Source organism: Arthrobacter sp. 05L428 (genome assembly GCF_056397665.1).
Genome location: NZ_JBFTNW010000005.1, coordinates 25,930 through 45,428, shown reverse-complemented (window position 1 = coordinate 45,428; position 19,499 = coordinate 25,930). Strand labels below are relative to the sequence as shown.

The window sequence follows — 19,499 nt, the reverse complement described above, 5'->3', positions numbered from 1 at the left end:
CCGGATGTGGCCCGTGTTCTTGATGTTCCCCAGCGTAGGGGGCCGGCTTTTCGCGGAGGTTTCCGCGGTGTTGCAGTATTCTCGCGGTTCGTTCGCCAGTTGTTACCAGCTGGTAATGCCGTGGGTCACACCCGGATCCGGTAGCCGCGCTTGACCACCGTCTCCACCAGGCTGCCGTCCGGCAGCGCGGAGCGGAGCCTGCTGACGGTCATGTCCAGGGCGTGGACCGATCCGCGCAGCTCCAGCAGTTCGGAGAGCGCGTCGCGGGACAGCACGGCCCCACCGGCACCCAGCAGCGCCCGCAGCAACAAGAGCGGCGCCGGGGCCAGCTCCACGGCCTCGCCGTCGATCCGCAGCGACCTGCCGCGCAGCTCCACCGCGCCCGAGGCGGTAGCCAGCCGCCGTACATGGTTCAGGGCCAGGTGTTCCACGACCAGCCGGATCAGGGCGCCCATCCGAAACCGTTCCGGGATCAGCGGCTGCACCCCGGCGTCGAGCAGCGGCTGGGCGGTGATGGGCCCGACGACGGCGGTGGCCACCGTGGTCTTCAGGCTCTCCACAAGCTGTTTGTAGAGGCCCATCTCGTGCGCCGTGCTCCACAGCGCATCGACGGCGGGGGCGCTTGTGAAGGTCAGCACGTCCAGGTTGCCGCCGCACGCCGCCTCGATCAGTTTCGGCAGCCGGTCCGCGCCGTCGGGCTTGACCCAGCGGTACGGAGTGACGGTCATGACGTTGGCGCCGGACATCCGCAGCCGCTCCAGCTGCCGGACATCGGTGTAGCCGTGCAGCTGCACGGCGACGGTCTTGCCCCGCACCCCCTCGGCCAGCAGCATGTCCACCAGGGTGGAGGTGGTCTCGTCGCTGCTGATCCCGACGTCGGCCAGGCCGGCCGCGCGGACGGCGCCGCGGGCCTTGGGGCCGCGGACGAACATCCGGGTGGCGCCGAGGGTTTCCAACAGCTGTTCGCCGATGCCGAAGGTGTCCGCCGCCTCGCACCAGCGGCGCATGCCGTAGGCGGTGGTGGCGATGCAGAGCTCCGGCCGGGCCTCGATGATGGCGCGGGTGTCCTCGATCAGCCGCAGGTCCTCCTGGACCGGGGCGATCTTCAGCGCCGGGGCGTGCAGCACCTCCGCGCCGCGCCGTTCCAGGGCCTCGATCAGGTCCTGGGAACGGCGGTGCGAGGTGACCCCGATCCTGAAGCCCTCCAGCGGCAGCTCAGCCTTCTCCTGCGCTTCCTCCGCGGCGGGTGCCCCGGGCGAGGGTGCTCCGGCGGCCTGCGCTCCCGGGCCGGCGGCGGCAATGGCCTCCAGCGCGCTCACGGCGCTCACGCTCCCATCAGGGACGCGGCGAGGCGGTCCAGTTCGGCTTCGGCTTCGGCACAGCCGCGGTTGGCCTCGGCCACCCTCACCACCTCGCCGATCACCAGCACGGCGGGGTTGCTGCAGTCCGCGGCCGCCGTCGTAATGCTGCCCAGTTCGGCGATGGTGGTCCGCTGGCCCGGGCGGTAGCCGCGTTCGACGACGGCCATCGGCATGTCCGCGCGCATCCCGGCGCGCCGCAGTCCCGCGGCCAGCTGGTGCAGGGTGCCAATGCCCATCAGCACCACGATGGTGCCGCCCAGCCCGGCCAAGTGCGTGTGTTCCTTGTCGGTCAGCGGGGCGTGTCCGGAAACCACGGTGAACATGTGGCTGACCTCGCGGTGCGTGACCGGGATCCCGGCCGCGGCGGGGACGGAGATGGCGCTGGTGACCCCGGAGACCACCCGCACGGGCACGCCCGCCTTCACGCAGGCGGCCACTTCCTCGCCGCCCCGGCCGAAGACGTACGGGTCCCCGCCCTTGAGCCGGACCACGTTCTTCCCGGCCAGGGCTGCGTCGACCATGAGTTCCTCAATGCCGGACTGGCTGACGGGGTGGTGGCCGGGCCGCTTGCCCACATCCACGAGCTCCGCCGTCGTCAGTGCGGGCAGTTCCTGGTAGGGGGCGAGCCGGTCATAGAACACGACGTCGGCGTCCCGCAGCGCCTGGACGGCCGCCACGGTCAGCAATTCAGTGGTCCCGGGTCCGCCGCCCACCAGGGTGACATGGCCGGCGGGGCCGGCGGCGGGCTCTGTCGCGACCGGGATGCCGGTCTCGTGGCAGCGCTCCAGCAGGGCCGCCCAGCCCGGCTGGCCGTCGTCGACCGCGGCGACCAGGAAGGGCCGCTCCGGCAGCGCGCCGTCGTGCGCCCCGCCGTCCGGGCGGCTGAGCCGGGACACCACGGCCCCGGCCGCCTGGTAGCGCCGGACGGCCTGGCGGGCGGCGGTGTCCGCGCCGGTGACGAGGACTTCGCGGCCGCTGAGATCGATGCTGAGCTGCATGTTAGGCCTGGCTTTCGGTAGGGGCAGACGAGACGGCGGGGCCGGCAGTTGCGGGGCCGCTGTCGGCGTCGGCGGGACGGACCGGGATGCTGGCGGCGATCAGCACCGGCTGCTGCCCGGCCTGCGCCTTCTCCTCCGCGGTGGCGGGGCGCATCTGGCCGCGCTCCGGGACGAAGGAGATCGAGTCGTCCTTTTGGTCCGGGGCGTTGACGAAGGAGCGGAAGCGGCGCAGCCGTTCAGGGTCCTTGAGCGTCTCGGCCCACTCGTCCTGGTAGGTGTCCACGTGCTTGGCCATGGCTGCCTCAAGGTCCGCGGCGATGCCGAGCGAGTCGCGCACCACCACGTCCTCGACGTGCTTCAGGCCGCCGTCGAGCTCTTCCTGCCAGCGCGCGGTGCGCTGCAGCCGGTCCGCGGTGCGGATGTAGTACATCAGGTAGCGGTCGATGTACTTCAGCAGGGTCTCCTCGTCCAGGTCCTGCGCGAGGAGCTGGGCGTGCGCCGGCTGGAAGCCGCCGTTGCCGCCCACGTAGAGGTTCCAGCCCTTGTCCGTGGCGATCACGCCGACGTCCTTGCCGCGGGCCTCGGCGCATTCGCGGGCGCAGCCGGAGACGCCCATCTTCAGCTTGTGCGGGCTGCGCAGTCCGCGGTAGCGCAGCTCCAGCGTGATCGCGAGGGCGACGGCGTCCTGGACGCCGAAGCGGCACCAAGTGGACCCGACGCAGGACTTCACGGTGCGCAGCGACTTGCCGTAGGCCTGGCCGGACTCGAAACCCGCGTCCACGAGTTCCTTCCAGATGTCCGGGAGCTGTTCCAGCCGGGCGCCGAACATGTCGATCCGCTGGCCGCCGGTGATCTTGGTGTAGAGGCCGTACTTCTCGGCGACGGCGGCGATCACGCCGAGCTTCTTCGGGGTGATCTCGCCGCCCGCGATCCGGGGAACCACCGAGTAGCTGCCATCCTTTTGCATGTTGGCCAGGGCGCGGTCGTTGGTGTCCTGCAGGGTCCCGCGGCCGGCGTCGAGCACGTAGGCGCTGTGCTGGCTGGCGAGGATGTTGGCGATGGTGGGCTTGCAGATGTCGCAGCCGGCGCCGGTGCCGTAGCGGGCCAGGATGTCCTCGAAGGAGGCCAGTTCCAGGACCTTGATGGCGTCGAAGAGTTCCTGCCGGGAGAGTTCGAAGTGTTCGCAGAGGGCCTTGGAGACGGCGACGCCGGACTTGGCCAGTTCGCCTTCGAGCAGCTTCTTCAGCATCGGCACGCAGGAGCCGCACTGGGTGCCGGCACGGGTGCAGCCCTTGAGGTCGCCGAGGTCCTGGACCGGGGGGTTGCCCTCGCAGGCGCCGCAGCCATTGACGGCGTCGCGGATGGCTCCGGCGGCCACGTTGTTGCAGGAGCACAGGATGGCGTCGTCCGGGAGGCTGGCCTCCAGGGCTTCGCCGCCGCCGGCCGCGGTGAGGTAGGCGCCGGGTTCGGCGGCCAGTTCGCGGCCGAGCATGGGGCGCAGCGAGGTGTACGGGGTCGCGTCGCCGACGAAGATGCCGCCCAGCAGGGTCTTGGCGTCGTCGGTGGTGACGATCTTCTGGTACACGCCGCGGGCCGGGTCCGCGTAGACGATTTCAAGGGCGTGGTCCGTGCGGGCGAAGGCGTCGCCGAAGCTGGCGACGTCGACGCCGGAGAGCTTGAGCTTGGTGGCGGTGTCGAAGCCCGGGAAGGTCGCGCCGCCGCCGTGCAGCCGGTCCGCGACGATCTCCGCCATGGTGTTGGCCGGGGCTACCAGGCCCAGGCACATGCCGCCGAAGTTGGCGACCTCGCCGATCGCCCAGACGCCGGGCACCTGGGTCTGGCAGCCGTCGGAGATCACGACGCCGCCGCGCGGGCCGAGTTCGAACTGCTGCTGTGCGCCCTCGTCGGCCCGGAACAGTTCGTCGCGGGGGCGTACGCCGATTGCGACGATCACAATGTCGGCCTCAACGGTGCGGCCGTCGGCCATCAGCACGCCGGTGACCTGGCCGTCGTCGTCGGAGAGGACCTCGGCGGGGAAGACGCCGCCGTGGACGGTGAAGCCCTTGGCCTCGATCAGCCGGCCGAGCGCCTGCCCGGCGCCCTCGTCCAGCTGGGTGTTCATCAGCCAGGGGGAGCCGTTGATGACGATCGGCACGGCGCCGAGCTGTTCGGTGCCGGCCGCGGACTCGAGGCCGAGCAGGCCGCCGCCGATCGTGACGGCGTTGACCTTCCGGCCCAGCTTGGCGGTGAGTTCCGCGATCGCCTGGTTGATGGCCCGGACGTCCTCGAGGGTGCGGTAGACGTGGGTGAGTTCGGCGCCGGGGATGGGCAGGCGGGCGGCGTCGGAGCCGGTCGCGACGACCAGTTCGTCGTACGGGTAGACGGTGCCCGCGGCGGTTTCCACGGTTTTCGCGGCGGTGTCGATGCCGGTGACGCGCTCGCCGGTCCTGAGCGTGAGGGCGTCGTGGTCCCACATTGAGGCGCTGCCCAGGGTGAGGTCCACGTCCGCATCGGTGAGCGCCTTGCTGAGCGCGACGCGGTCGTAGGGGAGGTGCGCTTCCTCGGTGAGGACGGTGACCTGCCAGCCGTCGAGGCCGCGGGCGTGCATGGCGTCGGCGAAGCGGTGCGCGGCGGGTCCGCCGCCGGCGACGACGACGCGTCGGGGGACCTGCCGGGATTCCGTCCGGGAGCGTTCGTTTTCGGGGCTGGCGGTCTGTCCGGTCACGGGTGGCCTTTCGTTGGGCCGCAGGCGGTGCTCTGCAACGGTTAGATCCAGCTGCTTCGATCGGCCCGTGCTGTCGGCGGCATCGATCGGCTGGTCCGTTCAGCCTAGGGACCGGCAGTTTCGCTTCAGTTTCCCTTTTGTTTCGTGATCTTAACTTCTGCATCACGGCTGCGTTTCGGGCTGCGTGAGGTCTCTTTTACCGGCCGGACACATTGGCAGCACGCCGTTGAAACACCCCGCTCCTAGCGTGGAGCCATGGCCGCAGCTGTGGCCAGGAAACTTTGAGAGGGGCCGACATGACTGCCGTACTGGAAAGCGCAGCCCGCAGCTTTGTGGAGCGAACCGCCGACGAAAGCGGCTGGCACCGGGTGTGCGCCGTGGAAGACCTGGAGCCCGGCTGGGGCGAGGCCGCGCTGATCGCCGGACACCAGGTGGCCTTGATCCGTACCGCGGCCGGTGAGGTGTTCGCCGTCGAGCACGCCGATCCTGCCACCGGCGCCCATGTCATGGCCCGCGGCATCACCGGCTCCCGCGGTGCGCGCCCCACGCTGGCCTCGCCGCTGCACAAGGAGGTCTACGACCTCGGGACAGGGGAGTGCCTAGGCACCCCCGAGCTGCGCCTGGGCACGTACGCCGTCCGGGTGACGGACGGCTTCGTCGAGGTGGCGCTCTAGAGCCCGAGCGCCTCGCGCACGTCGGCCAGGACGCCGTCCAGGGCCGCACGGGCTTCGAGGCGCGCCTGCGGCAATTCGGCGGCGGATCCGACGCTGCGGATCACCTCGAGGTAGCACTTGAGCTTCGGTTCCGTGCCGCTGGGGCGGATGATGACGCGGCTGCCGTCCTTCGTCAGGTAGAGCAGTCCGTCGGTGGGCGGGAGCTGTTCGCTGCCCTCGGCCAGGTCCGCCGCGGTCTCGACGGCGGAGCCCCCGAAGGAGTCCGGCGGGCTGACCCGCAGCCGGTTCATCATGGCGTCCAGCAGGCCCAGGTCCGCAACCCGGATGCTGAGCTGGTCGCTCGCGTGCAGCCCGTGCACCAGGTACAGCTCGTCCAGGGTGTCGAAGATCGTCTTGCTCTCGGCCTTCGCGGCCGCGGCGAGTTCGGCGATCAGCACCGCGGCCGAAATGCCGTCCTTGTCCCGCACCAGCGACGGCGCGACGCAGTAGCCCAGCGCCTCCTCGTAGCCGTAGAGCAGGCCGGGCACACGGGCGATCCACTTGAATCCGGTGAGGGTTTCCTCGTGGGCGTAGCCCGCGGCGGCGGCGATGCGGGCCAGCAGCCGGGATGACACGATCGAATTGGCGAAGACGCCGGCAGCGGCACCCCCTGCGGCCCCGTCGGCGGCCAGCCGGGCCACGACGTGTGCCCCCAGCAGGGCGCCCACCTCGTCCCCGCGCAGCATCCGCCAGGCGCCGGTGTCCGGGTCCTTCGCGGCAACCGCGGCGCGGTCGGCGTCGGGGTCGTTGGCGATCACAATGTCGGCGTCCACCCGGGCCGCGGTTTCCAGCGCGAGGTCCAGCGCGCCGGGCTCCTCGGGGTTGGGGAAGTTCACGGTGGGGAAATCGGGGTCCGGTTCCGCCTGCTCGGCCACCAGCGTGACGTCGGTGAATCCCGCGGCCTTGAGTACCGCCACGGCCGTCTCGCCGCCCACACCGTGCATGGGGGTCAGGACGATCTTCAGCTCCCGGGCCGGGAAGCGCTCCGGCACGGCGAGGGCGGCGACGGCGGCCTCGTAGTCGCTGGCGATGGAGGGATCCAGCACCGTCCAGCCCCCGGCGGCCAGGGCAATCGAATCCAGTGCGCCGACGGCGTCGATCTCCGCGGCGATCAGCGCATCGTAGGGCGCCACGATCTGGGCGCCGCGTCCGCTCTCCTCGACGGCGTGGCGGCCAAGGTAGACCTTGTAGCCGTTGTCCTGCGGCGGGTTGTGGCTTGCCGTGACCATCACGCCGCCGTCGCAGTCCAGGGCGCGGACCGCGTAGGCGAGCAGCGGCGTGGGCAGCGCCGCCGGCATCAGGAACGTCTCGATGCCGGCGGCGGTGAAGATCGCGGCGGTTTCTTCGGCGAAGATGTCGGAGTTGTAGCGGGCGTCGTAGCCGACGACGGCGCGCGGCCGGGTCCCCGGCGCGGCCTGCGCAACAGCGCTGCCGAGGAAGGCCGCCAGGCCCGCGGCGGCGCGGCGCACCACGACGCGGTTCATCCGGTTCGGCCCGGCGCCGAGGGCCGCCCGCAGGCCCGCGGTGCCGAACTGGAGCGTGCCGCTGAAGCTGTCCGCCAGTTCCTGCCGTGCTCCCGCTGCTCCCTCGTCGGTAAGGCGGACCAGCTCGGTCAGGGCGGCGGCGGTCGCGGGATCCGGGTCCTGGGCCGCCCAGGTGCGGGCGTCGCTCAACAGTCGGGTCAGTGCGGCATCGGAAGACGTCATGGGTACCAAACTAGCGTCAAAGCTGGGCCGGGCGCGCCCCGACAAGCGCGGGCGGGGCTTACAGTTCCATCACACCCGGGCGGCCAGGGGCGCGCGGGCTGGCACATCACGGCAGTGTTTCCGGCCGGTGCTGCCGCGAAGGGTCGGCTCGGCGCAGGTCTTCCGAAGGATCGGCTCAAGACCGCGGCGAAGGCAGTGGCGGGTCATTGACACCCATTTTTCCGGACACGTAACGTCTGGAATATGAAAATGGGGCGTGGAGTGGAATGGGCCGTGCACTCGTGCGTCAACATGGCCTGGACGCCGCCGGGGGAGGCCGTGAACAGCGCCAGGCTCGCGGCCTTGTACAAGCTCCCCGCGGCGTACCTGAACAAGCAGCTCCAGGCCCTGGTCCGCGCCGGGATCCTGACCTCGGTCTCGGGCCCGCGCGGCGGCTTCCACCTCGCGCGCAGGCCGGAGAACATCACCGTGCTGGATGTGGTCCTGGCCCTGGAAGGGCAGGAGCCGGCCTTCCGCTGTGAAGCCATCCTCGGCGACATGCCGGAGGCTGACCGGCAGGAGAACTTCGTCCGGACCTGCCTGATCTCCCAGACCATGCGGCAGGCGGAGCTGGCCTGGCGGCAGGCGCTGGCACGGCAGACCATCGCCGGGATCGCCGACTCGATGGAGCGTCGGCTTCCCGGCGGCCGCGACAAGGCCGTCCGCCGTCTCACCGCAGGCCTGGGCTAGGGGCGCTGGGGGCGCTAGGGGCTTTAGGGGCCCCGGCCTGCAGGGGCCGGCTTAGAGCTTGGCGATGATCTCCGCGAGCAGCTTGGAGATGCGCGGACCCGCGGCCTGGCCGGCCTCAAGGACCTCCTCATGGCTCAGCGGCACCGGGCTGATGCCGGCGGCAAGGTTGGTGACCAGCGAGATGCCGAAGACCTCCATGCCCGCATGGCGGCCGGCGATGGCCTCCAGCGCGGTGGACATGCCCACCAGGGACGCGCCGATCCGCTTGGCGTACTGCACCTCGGCCGGGGTCTCGTAGTGCGGGCCGGTGAACTGCGCGTAGACGCCTTCGTCCAGGCTGGGATCTACCTCACGGGCCAGGCCGCGGATCCGCGAGGAGTACAGGTCGGTGAGGTCCACGAAGGTAGCGCCCTCGAGGGGGGACGTGGCGGTGAGGTTGATGTGGTCGCTGATCAGCACGGGGGTGCCCGGCGCCCAGTCCTCGTTCAAGCCGCCGCAGCCGTTGGTGAGGACCAGCGTCTTGCAGCCGGCGGCGGCCGCGGTGCGAACGCCATGCACGACGGCGCGGACGCCCTTGCCCTCGTAGTAGTGCGTGCGGGCGCCCAGGACCAGGGCGCGCTTGCCTTCCCGGGTCAGCACCGAGCGGATGGTGCCCACGTGGCCCACCACGGAGGGGGAGGAAAAGCCGGGGACCTCGTCCGCGGAGAGCGTGGCGGTGGTCTCGCCGATCAGTTCGGCAGCGTCGCCCCAGCCCGAGCCAAGCACCAGCGCGACATCGTGGCTGTCGACGCCGGTCTCTTCGGCAATGTAGTCGGCGGCGGCGCGGGCGGCGTCGAAGGGGTCCGTGTTCAGGAATTCTGTATTACTCACTGGTACAAGCTACCGTGCCCGTGCCGCACCGCACAGCATCTTTATTGGTGGCGCCGGTCCGGATGATGGACAATGGATGATTGTGACTACGCATCCCGATTTCAGTGCCCCCCGGATCGCAATTCTTGGCGGAGGGCCCGGTGGCTACGAAGCCGCCATGGTCGCCGCATCGCTGGGAGCGCAGGTCACCATTATTGAGCGCGCCGGACTCGGCGGATCGGCGGTGCTGACCGACGTCGTGCCGTCCAAGACCTTGATCGCGACGGCGGACCTGATGACCCGCGTGGGGGAGGCCGGCGAGCTGGGTGTGAAGTTCGACCTCGACGGCGGCGACTGCAGCCCGACGATGCGTGCGGACCTCAAGCACATCAACGACCGCCTGCTGGGCCTCGCCCGGCAGCAGTCCGCCGACATCCAGAAGGGCCTGGAGGGCCAGGGCGTCCGCATCCTGCTCGGCTCCGGCAAGATGCTGGACAACCACACGATCGAGGTCCTCACTTCCGAGGGCACCGAGACCATTGAGGCCGACGCCATCCTGCTCGCCGTCGGCGCCCACCCGCGCGAACTGCCCACGGCCCGGCCGGACGGCGAGCGCATCCTGAACTGGGCACAGATCTACAACATGGACGAGCTGCCCGAGGAACTGATCGTGGTGGGCTCGGGCGTCACCGGCGCCGAATTCGCCTCCGCCTACAACGGCCTTGGCTCCAAGGTCACCCTGATTTCTTCCCGCGACAGGGTGCTGCCCGGCTCGGACACGGACGCGGCCGAGGTGCTGGAAGGCGTCTTCGAACGCCGCGGCGTGAAGGTGTTGTCCCGGGCCCGCGCCGAGACGGTGGAGCGCACGGAGGGCGGCGTCGTGGTCACCCTCGGCGACGGTTCCAAGGTCACCGGCAGCCACTGCCTGGTGGCCGTCGGCTCCATTCCGAACACCGCCGGGATCGGCCTGGAGGAGGCCGGCGTCGCGCTGACCGAGAGCGGCCACATCAAGGTCGACGGCGTCTCGCGCACCACCGCGCCGAACATCTACGCCGCGGGCGACTGCACCGGCGTGCTGGCCCTCGCTTCGGTCGCGGCCATGCAGGGACGCATCGCGATCGCGCACTTCCTCGGCGACAGCGTCACCCCGCTCAAGCTGCACCAGGTGGCCTCGAACATCTTCACCTCCCCGGAGATCGCCAACGTCGGCGTCTCCGAGGCGGAGATCGACTCCGGCAAATACCAGGGCGACGTCGTCAAGCTCTCGCTGCGCAGCAACGCGCGCGCCAAGATGCGCAACCACAAGGACGGCTTCATCAAGATTTTCGCCCGCAAGGGCTCCGGCACCGTGATCGGCGGCGTCGTGGTGGGGCCGAACGCCTCCGAGCTGATCTTCGCGATCTCCCTCGCGGTGACGCAGAAACTGCACGTCGACGACGTCGCCAGCACCTTCACGGTGTACCCGTCGCTCAGCGGCTCCATCTCCGAAGCGGCACGGCGGTTGCACGTCCACATGTAGCTGGCCGAGAGTTTCTTTCGGCCGCGAAAAGTCAGCACCGGCGCCCCCAGGGCGTCGGTGCTTGGCTTTAAGCCCGGTGTATTGGTTTGAGCAGGGAGCCATCTTCCGTGCCGGTTTACATTCTGACATTTCATGCATATATTGTCAGAATGAATAGCCGTCCAGACGCCATCATCGACGCGGCCTACGTGTGCTTCACCCGCCACGGTGCCCGCCGGACCACGATGCACGACCTGGCGGAGGAAGCCGGCATGTCCCGGGCGGCCCTGTACCAGTACTTCCGCAACAAGGAAGACGTGTTCCGGGCGCTGGTCGAGCGCCTGCTGGCCGGTGCCCTCGCCGCCTCCGAACACGCGGCGGAAATGGACGGGCTCCCCGAGGCGCGGCTGGCAGGGATCCTGTCGGCCAAGCTCGGCCTGGTGATGCAGATCTGGCGGGACAGCCCGGCACATGCGGCAGAACTCCTTGGCGTCGACACACGCCTGAGTTCGGACGTGCTTGGACGCTACGACGAGGCAATGCTCGGTCTGCTGACGCGGACAGTTCACGATTCTTACCCGGCGGCGGACGCCCCGGAAGCGGCCGAGATCCTGCTGGCCTTCACCCGCGGCCTGGAGGCGGGCGTTTCCAATCCAGCCGCCCTGCCCGAGCGCCTGCGTCGGGGCGTTGAAGTCTTCGTCACCGGTCTCAACAGCCTCACTCCTACGAAGGAACAACCATGACCACAGCAGTACTGATCACCGGAGCCTCCTCCGGCATTGGCCGCGCGACAGCCGAACGGCTGCTCGCCCAACCCGGGTTCACCGTCTACGCCACCGCGCGACAGCCTGAGGCGATTGCCGATCTTGGGCGTGCCGGAGCCAAAGTCCTGGCGCTCGACGTCACCGACGAAGCATCGATGGTCGCAGCCGTTGGCGCCGTCGAGGAACAGCACGGCAGCGTCGGAGTCCTCATCAACAATGCCGGTTACGGCGAGTACGGGACGATCGAGGAAGCCGAGCTGGATGCGGTCAGGCGTCAGTTCGAGACCAACGTTTTCGGCTTGTCCCGGATGATCCAGCTGGTGCTGCCGGGGATGCGGGCCGCCGGGGCCGGGCGGATCGTCAACATCGGTTCGATGGGAGGCCGGGTCACGTTCCCCGTCGGCGGCTACTATCACGCCACTAAGTACGCCGTGGAGGCCATCACTGACGCGCTCCGCTTCGAGACCGCGCCCTTCGGCATCCACACCTCCCTGATCGCCCCGGGCCTGATCCGCACCGGCTTTGGTGCCACCGCCTCCCGGACCCTGGCCGCCTCCGGCAAAGCGGCAGGACCGTACGCGGCCCTGCGGGCTGCCGCGGACGAGCAAATGGCCACCTCCTACGCCTCGCCGGTCCTCGCTGCCGAACCCGACGCCGTCGCCAGCGCGGTTGAGCACGCAGTGACGTCCCCCCGGCCCCGGCCCCGCTATACCGTCACCCCGGCCGCCAAAGCCATCGTCCAGTCCCGGCGGTTCCTGGGCTCGGGACTTTTCGATGCCTACCTCCGCCTGCAGTTCAAGAGCAAGAAATGAAGCCCACCGACAGTTGGCCCGCACCCTTCGACCCCTCGACGGCGCGGGTTTACGCCTACAACGAGATCCGCACCCACCTGCCTGCCGAACTGCTTTGGCAGGTGCTCATCGAAGCGGCCGCGTGGCCCCGGTGATACCGCAATGCCCGCGACGTAAGCATTGATGGCGGAGGGCAACAGCTGACCAGCGCATCGACCTTCACCTGGACCACCTTCGGCCTCCGCGTGGCCAGCACAGTCCGGGAGTTCGCCCCGTCCAGCCGGCTGGCCTGGGAGGGCGCCGGGCGCGGGTCCTCCGGATACCACCGCTGGGATCTGCAGCCCACCTCCGACGGCGGCACGCTCATTGTGACCGAAGAGGTCCAAAGCGGAATCATCGCGCGGCTTCTGGGACCGGTAGTGAAGCGGAGCATCGAACGGCAGCACCAACACTGGCTCGAGGCCCTGGTCGAGACGGCGGAAGCCGCGACGGTCAGGCCGTAGGCCACGTCGACACCAGGGACGGTGCACCTTACCGACTCGCACCGGCGGAAAAGGGAGGGACCGGCGGAAGTTTCCGCCGGTCCCTCCCTTTTCCGCTCAGGCGGCCGCTTAGAACGGGTACGGCGCGATGTCCGGGCGCATCGTGAGCCACTGGATCTCCGTGAAGGACTCCATGTTGGCGTGGTGGCCGCCGATCCGGGAACCGTTGCCGGAGTTCTTCGTTCCGCCGAACGGGGAGTTCGCCTCGTCGGAGACCGTCTGCTCATTGATATGGACCTTGCCGGAGTCGAGCCGGTCCGCGATGGTCATGGCCATGCCGACGTCGCCCAGTATGCCGATCGACAGGCCGTATTCGTTGTCGTTGGCCAGCGCCACGGCCTCGTCGAGGGTGGAGAACTTCATCACCGGCGCCACCGGGCCGAAGATCTCGTCCTTCCACGCCGGGCTGTCCTCCTTCAGGTCCACCAGCACGGTGGGCTGGTAGAACCGGCCGTCGTGGGTGCCGCCGGCAGCCAGCCGGGCGCCGGCCTGCACCGCGTCCTGGACAATTCCGTCCACCCGGTGCAGCTGGCGTTCGTCGATCACCGGGCCCAGTGCCACGGTGCCGCTCTTCGGATCCCCCACCGGCAGGTGGCCGGCCTTCTCGGCGAGGGCGGCGACGTAGTCCTCGTAAATGTCCTCGTGCACTATGTGCCGGCCGGCCGCCATGCAGATCTGGCCCTGGTGCATGAACGATCCGAACGCCGCCGCGGAAGCCGCCTTCGCCAGGTCGGCGCCGGGCAGCACGATCAGCGCGTTGTTGCCGCCCAGTTCGAGGTGGGCACGCTTGAGCAGCCGGCCGGCGGTTTCGCCGATCTTGCGGCCGGCCGCCGTCGAGCCGGTAAAGGCGATCACCCGGACTTCGGGGGCTTCGACGACGGCGGCGCCGATGTCCGCGCCGCCGGGCAGCAGCGAGAGCAGTCCCTGCGGGAGTCCGGCCTCCTCGAAGATCCGCATCAGCGTCACCCCGCCGCAGACCGCGGTGCGGGGGTCCGGCTTGAGCAGCACCGCGTTGCCGAGGGCGAGGGCTGGGGCGACGGCGCGGATCGAGAGGATCAGCGGGAAGTTGAACGGTGCGATCACCGAGACCACGCCCACCGGCCGGCGTCGGGCGAAGGACCAACGGTTTTCGTTGGAGGTGAGCACGTCGCCGGCCGGGAGTGAGGGCAGTGCAGAGGCGTCATAGCATTCGTTGGCGGCGATGTGCGTTTCCAGTCCGGCCTTGGGCGGGATGCCGCCGGATTCGCGCACGATCCAGTCCTGGATTTCCGCGCCGTGCTCCTCCCAGAGCTGCCCGGCACGGCGCAGTACGGCCGCGCGGTCCTCGGGATTGCGGGCGGCCCATTCCTTCTGTGCCTTGGCAGCGGCCGTGGCGGCCTCCCGGACATCCGCAACGGAGGCGACACCGTAGCTGCCCAGGGTGTCGCCGGTGGCTGGTTCGACGGCGTCGGCGGTCCCACCGCCGCCGGTGCGCCAGCCGTTGAGGTAGATCTTGCCCTCCCAGAGGGCTGAGTCGAGCAGGGACATGTCTGTCCTTTCATCGTGGGGCTGCCTGAGGCAGTCTGGTGCGGCCGTCCGCCGGGCCGAAAGCGTACGGGCCGATCCCGTCCATCACATGCTGTGCCGGCGCCGCCGTCAAGACCCTCGGTGACATTCGGCCCTAGCCCGGCGCTAAACGGTGCTCGCACAGTGGACCATGGCCAACATTTACCTTCCGTTCGGGACCGTCGAGGGCCAGACGGCCCGGATCGCCGAGTACATCGCCTACGTCATCCGTGAGCACGGCCACGAGGCACGGACCGCCGACCTGCAGACCGCCGGCGACGCCCTCCCGGATGAGTACGACGCCGTCATCGTCGGCGCCTCGGTCCACATGGGCAAGCACGAGGGGGTCGTCACCGACTTCGTCCGCGCGAACAAGGCCGCGCTGGAACGTTTGCCTTCGGCGTTGTTCTCGGTCAGCCTCGCCGTGGTCGGGGACGCGGGACGGGCGGAAAGCTATGTGGAGAAGTTCGAGGAGGAAACGGGGTGGCGGCCGGCGCACGTCGGCTTGTTCGGCGGGGCCCTGCTGTACAGCGAGTACGGCTTCCTCAAGCGGCACATGATGAAGAGGATCGTCAGCGGACAGGGTTCCCCGGACACGGACATGTCCCGCGACTACGTCTATACCGAGTGGGACGGCGTCCGGCGCTTTGCGGAGGACTTCCTGGCCGGCTTGCCCGCCGCCAGCGCCTAGACGACCGCGGCCCGAACGCTTCCCGACGCCGAACTGCCCCTGGCCATCCGGGCCGCCAGCAGGTAGACGGCACCGGTGATCAGCGGGACCGCGCTTGCCGCCGCGAGCGAGGCGATCGGGCCCGACCGGCCGAGCACCGTGATCAGCAGCGGCAGCGCACCCAGGGCCAGCAGCAGCCAACCCGCCAGGGCGGTCCGCTTCAACCCGAGGATGGCGGCCGGGAACGCCAGGGCGACGACGCCGACGGCCAGCACCGGTCCGTTCACTTCCTGGAAGCTGCGCGCCATCGTCGAATCGACGGCAAACCACACGCACAGCGCGACGAAGGCCGCCGTCAGTGCCACCAGCAGGGGACCGGCCCCCGCCGGCCAGAACCAGGCGAGGGCCGCTAGGACCAGCACCGGCACCGCCCAGGCCAGGAGCACCGTCAGACCGGACGACCCGCCCGGTTCCTCCAGGGCGTAGCCGCCGATGAATGCCGCGCCGAACACGGTGAAGACCGTCATCAGCACCGCGCCCGTCCGGGTCAGCGCGGTCGCGCGCCGCTGCGGATCCTTCTGCCGGTTGAGCACAACTCCGAGCACCACGGCGACCACGACGACGGCGGCCACGGCCAGGATGATGGGGACCGACATGGGTGCCTCCCAGGGGCGGTGGGATCCTGTGCCCATTGAAGCCCAGCGGGGGAGCGCGGCCAAGGGGAGAAAGGCCTGATGGGGCGTATTGCTCCGACACGGCGGGAAATTCTTAATCACTCGTTTCGGTCGCCAGTTAGCTGTTATCCTGACGCGTCAGACTTGCAAACTTTTGTTTCCGTGGGGGAATTCATGTTCAATAGCTCCAACGTGCCGCCACGCCCGCAGCGCGGGCGCCGATCTACTGTTTCTTTCTGGATTGTGGCCATCATCGTTTTACTCATGATCATTGCCTTTGCCGCATCCGGGGGATTCGGCGCAGTGCTGGCTATGCTTGGTGTCGTTGCGCTCATCACGGGTCTCTATGCCTTGCTTTTCAAGCGCCGTTCGTGGGTCGGCCTTCCGCACCGCAAGAGTGCAGCCTTCGTAGCGGGCTCGGGCGTTATTGCGCTATTTATCGGCTCCGGCATCGCTGCGGCAACTGCCGCGCCCAGCGTGCCTCCGGCAGCGGTTCAGGAGACGGCGACGGCGACTCCGACTGCCACTCCAACGCCGACTGCTGCCGATCCGGCAGGAACGCCGTGCTCTGCTGCCGAAGAGCTCCGCGCCTACCAGGACCAAGTGCTGATCTGCACGCTCGACACTGACGAGCAGCTTGTCTGGCTTTCCGAAGCCGAGTCCAAGACGATGGTCGCTGCAAAGAAGGCGGAGGAAAAGGCGGCGGCGGACAAGAAGATCGCCGCTGAGAAGGCGGCGGCAAAGAAGGCTGCCGCAGAGAAGGCGGCGGCAAAGAAGGCCGCGGCGCAGAAGGCGGCAGCGAAGAAGGCGGCGGCTGACAAGGTTGCAGCGGCGAAGGCTGCTGCCGAGGCGGCCGCAGCCCAGCAGGCGGCCCTTCCAGTAGCGCCGTTTGTGCCCGCGCAGCCGGTTGCGCCAGCCACTGCGTACTACCCGAATTGCTCGGCGGCGCGGGCCGCCGGTGCAGCGCCCGTCTACGCAGGAACGCCCGGCTACGGCAGGCACCTGGATCGAGATGGTGACGGCGTCGGCTGCGAGTAACTGACTGAAGTCGTTGGAAGTTGTCAGCGGCTGCTAACCGCTTGCCGAATTCCAGAGTAACGGGATTCAAGAATTCGTCGGAAAGGAGAAGGGGCCACTTTGAACTGGTCCCTTCTCCCTTTCCGGCTTTAACGCGGCTCTTCGACTTCGTTTACTTCCCATGCCAAATTTCGTTGCCTGTCCCTAGCGAGCGCTGCTAGTTTTTGCCGCAGCGATAAATCGATTGCAGGCGATTCAAGATCTTCGCCGAAGTCGTCCGGCGTACTACACACGGTCCGCTCGGGTCTGCAGCCACCGCCGCCTGGCCCGGACCGTCCACTCGCCGCGGCAGCGCCCGGCCCATCGCACGGTCGGGCAGGGCATTCTCATCCGAGAGCTCTCCTAGGCCCGTAACCACCGCAACCGGCAATCGTCAAACCTGTCTCACATCGGGCCGTCATACGCCGTCATTTGGGGTCTTCCATCGAGGAGCGGTCTTGCTATCGTCGCAAGTAAGAATGCCGCCACGCGGCCAAGCTGGCGAGCCCTTGCCGGCTCCCCGACGAAGGACCACCATGAAGCGCACACGACTTTCCGTTATCGGCCTCATCGCAGCCGCAGGACTCGCCCTGGCCGGATGCGGGTCGGCGTCCACAACGCCTGCCAGCTCCGCACCGGCCGGCGGCCCGGACACCTCGTTGAGCGACGTCAAAAGCGCCGGGGTGCTCAGGGTCGGCACCGAAGGCACCTACAAGCCCTTCTCCTTCCACGCCAACGGCAGCGGCGAACTGACCGGCTACGACGTCGAGATCATCACCGCCGTCGCCGGCAAGCTCGGCGTCAAGCCGGCCTTCCAGGAGACGCAGTTCGACGCCATCTTTGCCGGACTCGAAGCCAAGCGGTTCGACGTCGTCGCCAACCAGGTCTCAATCACGGACGAACGCAAGGCGAAATACGACTTCTCCACCCCGTACACCGTCAGCACCGGCGTCATTGTCACCAAGTCCGACAACGGGGACATCACCTCCTTCGACAGCCTGAAGGGCAAGACCACGGCGCAGTCGCTGACGAGCAACTGGTACAAGCTGGCACAGCAGAGCGGAGCCAACGTGCAGGCGGTCGAGGGCTGGGCACAGGCCATCACGCTGCTCAAGCAGGGCCGCGTCGATGCCACCATCAACGACAAGCTCACGTACCTTGACCAGCAGAAGACGGCCCGCGATGACAGCATCAAGATTGCCGCCGAGACCACGGACAAGTCACTCAGCGCCTTCGCGTTCCGCAAGGGCTCGACCAGCCTGACCGCCGCCGTCGACAAGGCCCTCACCGAACTGCAGGCCGACGGTACCCTCAAGAAGATCTCGCAGAAGTACTTCAACGCCGACGTCACCAAGTAGCCGGATGGAAACCGTCGAAGAACGCGGCTCCCGATCATGACGATCAACTGGGATCTCGTCTGGGGGTCGCTGGGACCGATCCTGATGGGGGCGATCACCGGCACCATTCCCGTGGCGCTGGCCTCGTTCGCCCTGGGGCTGCTGCTTGCCCTGGTGGTCGCCCTGATGCGGCTCAGCCGCAATCCCGTCCTCTCGGCGATCGCGCGGATCTACATCTCCGTTATCCGCGGCACGCCGCTGTTGGTTCAGCTGTTTGTCATCTTCTACGGGCTGCCGTCCATCGGCATCACCATCAGTCCGTGGCCCAGCGCGATCATCGCCTTCTCCCTGAACGTGGGCGGCTACGCCGCCGAAGTCATTCGGGCGGCCATCCTGTCCGTTCCCAAGGGCCAGTGGGAGGCCGGCCACACCATCGGCATGTCGCGGCGCCAGTCACTGGTGCGGATCATCCTGCCGCAGGCCGCGCGGGTCTCGGTCCCGCCGTTGTCCAACACCTTCATCAGCCTGGTCAAGGACACCTCGCTGGCTTCGCTGATCCTGGTGACCGAGCTGTTCCGCCAGGCGCAACAGGTGGCGGCCTTCAGCCAGGAATTCATGCTGCTGTACCTGGAAGCAGCCGTCATCTACTGGATCATCTGCCTGGTCCTCGCCGGCGGCCAGTCAGTCCTCGAGAAGAGATTGGACCGCTATGTCGCCCACTGAATCCGATCTCCCGGACGCCGATCTCCCGGACGCCGGCCTCCCGGACGCAGCACCGGACGCCACCCCGCTCCTGTCCGTCCGCGGACTCCGCAAGGCGTTTGGGCAGCACGAAGTGCTCAAATCCATTGACGTGAACGTCCGCCGGGGTGAAGTGGTCACCCTGATCGGGCCCTCCGGGTCCGGCAAAACGACGGTCCTACGGTGCCTCAACGGCCTCGAAGTTCCCGACGCCGGCGTCGTGGAGTTCGACGGCGACCTCACGGTCGACTTTTCGGCGCAGGTGTCCAAGAAGCAGCTGGCGGCCATGCGGGACCGCAGCGCGATGGTGTTCCAGCACTACAACCTGTTCCCGCACAAGACCACCCTGGAAAACGTGATCGAGGGCCCGGTCCAGGTGCAGAAGCGGCCCAAGGCCGAGGCCGTCAAGGAGGCCCGGGAACTGCTCGCCCGGGTCGGGCTTGCCGACAAGGAAAACAGCTATCCCTTCGAGCTCTCCGGCGGCCAGCAGCAGCGGGTCGGCATCGTGCGCGCCCTGGCCCTGCGGCCGCAGCTGCTGCTTTTTGACGAGCCGACGTCGGCGCTTGACCCCGAGCTGGTGGGCGACGTCCTGACCGTCATCAAGGAGTTGGCGGACGAGGGCTGGACCATGGTCGTGGTCACCCACGAGCTCGCCTTCGCCCGCGAGGTTGCCGACGAAGTCATCTTCATGGACGGCGGGGTGGTCGTGGAACGCGGCCACCCGGACACGGTGCTGCGCGCCCCGCGCGAGGAGCGCACCCGGCAGTTCGTGGACCGGCTGCTGAATCCGTTCTAAGGCA

At 68.8% G+C, this 19,499-nt stretch carries 19 protein-coding genes; 12 read left to right on the top strand and 7 right to left on the bottom strand.

Annotated features, from left to right (window positions below; genetic code table 11):
- Positions 1-125: 125 nt before the first annotated feature.
- Genes AC1DH3_RS11100 through nirB form a run of 3 tightly spaced genes read right to left on the bottom strand, consistent with a single transcriptional unit; the run spans position 126 to position 5,084 of the window.
- Positions 126-1,301 (bottom strand): uroporphyrinogen-III synthase, encoded by a 1,176-nt coding sequence (locus AC1DH3_RS11100; RefSeq protein WP_476909388.1) that lies wholly within the window; start codon positions 1,299-1,301, stop codon positions 126-128.
- A gap of 23 nt (positions 1,302-1,324) precedes the next feature.
- Positions 1,325-2,359, bottom strand: coding sequence for a uroporphyrinogen-III C-methyltransferase (gene cobA / locus AC1DH3_RS11095; protein ID WP_476909330.1), 1,035 nt, complete (start codon positions 2,357-2,359; stop codon positions 1,325-1,327).
- Position 2,360: 1 nt separating this feature from the next.
- Positions 2,361-5,084, bottom strand: a complete 2,724-nt coding sequence (nirB, locus tag AC1DH3_RS11090; protein ID WP_476909329.1) for a nitrite reductase large subunit NirB — start codon at positions 5,082-5,084, stop codon at positions 2,361-2,363.
- 296 nt (positions 5,085-5,380) lie between these two features.
- Between nirB and nirD the strand changes: the two genes are divergently transcribed.
- Complete coding sequence (gene nirD / locus AC1DH3_RS11085; protein ID WP_441418430.1) at positions 5,381-5,758, top strand: nitrite reductase small subunit NirD; 378 nt, start codon at positions 5,381-5,383, stop codon at positions 5,756-5,758.
- On the opposite strand, the gene AC1DH3_RS11080 is transcribed toward nirD, so the two are convergent.
- The gene (locus tag AC1DH3_RS11080; protein ID WP_476909328.1) at positions 5,755-7,503 is read right to left on the bottom strand and encodes a phospho-sugar mutase; all 1,749 of its coding nucleotides are present in this window, start codon (positions 7,501-7,503) and stop codon (positions 5,755-5,757) included. The genes nirD and AC1DH3_RS11080 overlap by 4 nt on opposite strands.
- A 249-nt stretch (positions 7,504-7,752) precedes the next feature.
- On the opposite strand from AC1DH3_RS11080, the gene AC1DH3_RS11075 reads away from it, so the two are divergent.
- Positions 7,753-8,232, top strand: a complete 480-nt coding sequence (locus tag AC1DH3_RS11075; RefSeq protein WP_476909327.1) for an RrF2 family transcriptional regulator — start codon at positions 7,753-7,755, stop codon at positions 8,230-8,232.
- Between the two features lie 51 nt (positions 8,233-8,283).
- Here the strand turns inward: AC1DH3_RS11075 and AC1DH3_RS11070 are convergent, their stop codons facing one another.
- Positions 8,284-9,102 (bottom strand): purine-nucleoside phosphorylase, encoded by an 819-nt coding sequence (locus AC1DH3_RS11070; protein ID WP_476893217.1) that lies wholly within the window; start codon positions 9,100-9,102, stop codon positions 8,284-8,286.
- Positions 9,103-9,184: 82 nt separating this feature from the next.
- Here AC1DH3_RS11070 and AC1DH3_RS11065 point away from each other — a divergent pair, with 82 nt between their 5' ends.
- From AC1DH3_RS11065 to AC1DH3_RS11045, 5 genes are all read left to right on the top strand, one after another.
- Positions 9,185-10,600, top strand: coding sequence for an NAD(P)H-quinone dehydrogenase (locus AC1DH3_RS11065; protein WP_441418426.1), 1,416 nt, complete (start codon positions 9,185-9,187; stop codon positions 10,598-10,600).
- 149 nt (positions 10,601-10,749) lie between these two features.
- Positions 10,750-11,322 carry a TetR/AcrR family transcriptional regulator gene (locus tag AC1DH3_RS11060; protein WP_476909326.1) on the top strand — a complete coding sequence of 191 codons (573 nt, stop codon included), beginning with the start codon at positions 10,750-10,752 and terminating at the stop codon, positions 11,320-11,322.
- Positions 11,319-12,155, top strand: coding sequence for an oxidoreductase (locus AC1DH3_RS11055; protein WP_476909325.1), 837 nt, complete (start codon positions 11,319-11,321; stop codon positions 12,153-12,155). Before AC1DH3_RS11060 ends, AC1DH3_RS11055 begins: the two co-directional genes overlap by 4 nt.
- Positions 12,152-12,289 (top strand): hypothetical protein, encoded by a 138-nt coding sequence (locus AC1DH3_RS11050; protein ID WP_476909324.1) that lies wholly within the window; start codon positions 12,152-12,154, stop codon positions 12,287-12,289. Before AC1DH3_RS11055 ends, AC1DH3_RS11050 begins: the two co-directional genes overlap by 4 nt.
- 90 nt (positions 12,290-12,379) lie before the next feature.
- Complete coding sequence (locus tag AC1DH3_RS11045; protein ID WP_476909323.1) at positions 12,380-12,637, top strand: SRPBCC family protein; 258 nt, start codon at positions 12,380-12,382, stop codon at positions 12,635-12,637.
- Between the two features lie 108 nt (positions 12,638-12,745).
- Here AC1DH3_RS11045 and AC1DH3_RS11040 read toward each other — a convergent pair whose 3' ends face one another.
- Positions 12,746-14,203, bottom strand: coding sequence for a benzaldehyde dehydrogenase (locus AC1DH3_RS11040; protein ID WP_476893214.1), 1,458 nt, complete (start codon positions 14,201-14,203; stop codon positions 12,746-12,748).
- A gap of 169 nt (positions 14,204-14,372) precedes the next feature.
- Between AC1DH3_RS11040 and AC1DH3_RS11035 the strand changes: the two genes are divergently transcribed.
- Entirely contained in the window at positions 14,373-14,912 is a 540-nt protein-coding gene (locus AC1DH3_RS11035) for a flavodoxin domain-containing protein (protein ID WP_476909322.1), read from the top strand.
- On the opposite strand, the gene AC1DH3_RS11030 is transcribed toward AC1DH3_RS11035, so the two are convergent.
- Complete coding sequence (locus AC1DH3_RS11030; protein ID WP_476909321.1) at positions 14,909-15,547, bottom strand: hypothetical protein; 639 nt, start codon at positions 15,545-15,547, stop codon at positions 14,909-14,911. The genes AC1DH3_RS11035 and AC1DH3_RS11030 overlap by 4 nt on opposite strands.
- 180 nt (positions 15,548-15,727) lie before the next feature.
- Here AC1DH3_RS11030 and AC1DH3_RS11025 point away from each other — a divergent pair, with 180 nt between their 5' ends.
- From AC1DH3_RS11025 to AC1DH3_RS11010, 4 genes are all read left to right on the top strand, one after another.
- The gene (locus tag AC1DH3_RS11025; RefSeq protein ID WP_476909320.1) at positions 15,728-16,603 is read left to right on the top strand and encodes an excalibur calcium-binding domain-containing protein; all 876 of its coding nucleotides are present in this window, start codon (positions 15,728-15,730) and stop codon (positions 16,601-16,603) included.
- Positions 16,604-17,157: 554 nt separating this feature from the next.
- Positions 17,158-17,979 (top strand): amino acid ABC transporter substrate-binding protein, encoded by an 822-nt coding sequence (locus tag AC1DH3_RS11020; protein ID WP_441418419.1) that lies wholly within the window; start codon positions 17,158-17,160, stop codon positions 17,977-17,979.
- 36 nt (positions 17,980-18,015) lie between these two features.
- Positions 18,016-18,681 carry an amino acid ABC transporter permease gene (locus AC1DH3_RS11015; RefSeq protein WP_476893211.1) on the top strand — a complete coding sequence of 222 codons (666 nt, stop codon included), beginning with the start codon at positions 18,016-18,018 and terminating at the stop codon, positions 18,679-18,681.
- Positions 18,668-19,495 (top strand): amino acid ABC transporter ATP-binding protein, encoded by an 828-nt coding sequence (locus AC1DH3_RS11010; protein ID WP_476909319.1) that lies wholly within the window; start codon positions 18,668-18,670, stop codon positions 19,493-19,495. Before AC1DH3_RS11015 ends, AC1DH3_RS11010 begins: the two co-directional genes overlap by 14 nt.
- The last annotated feature ends 4 nt before the right edge of the window (positions 19,496-19,499 follow it).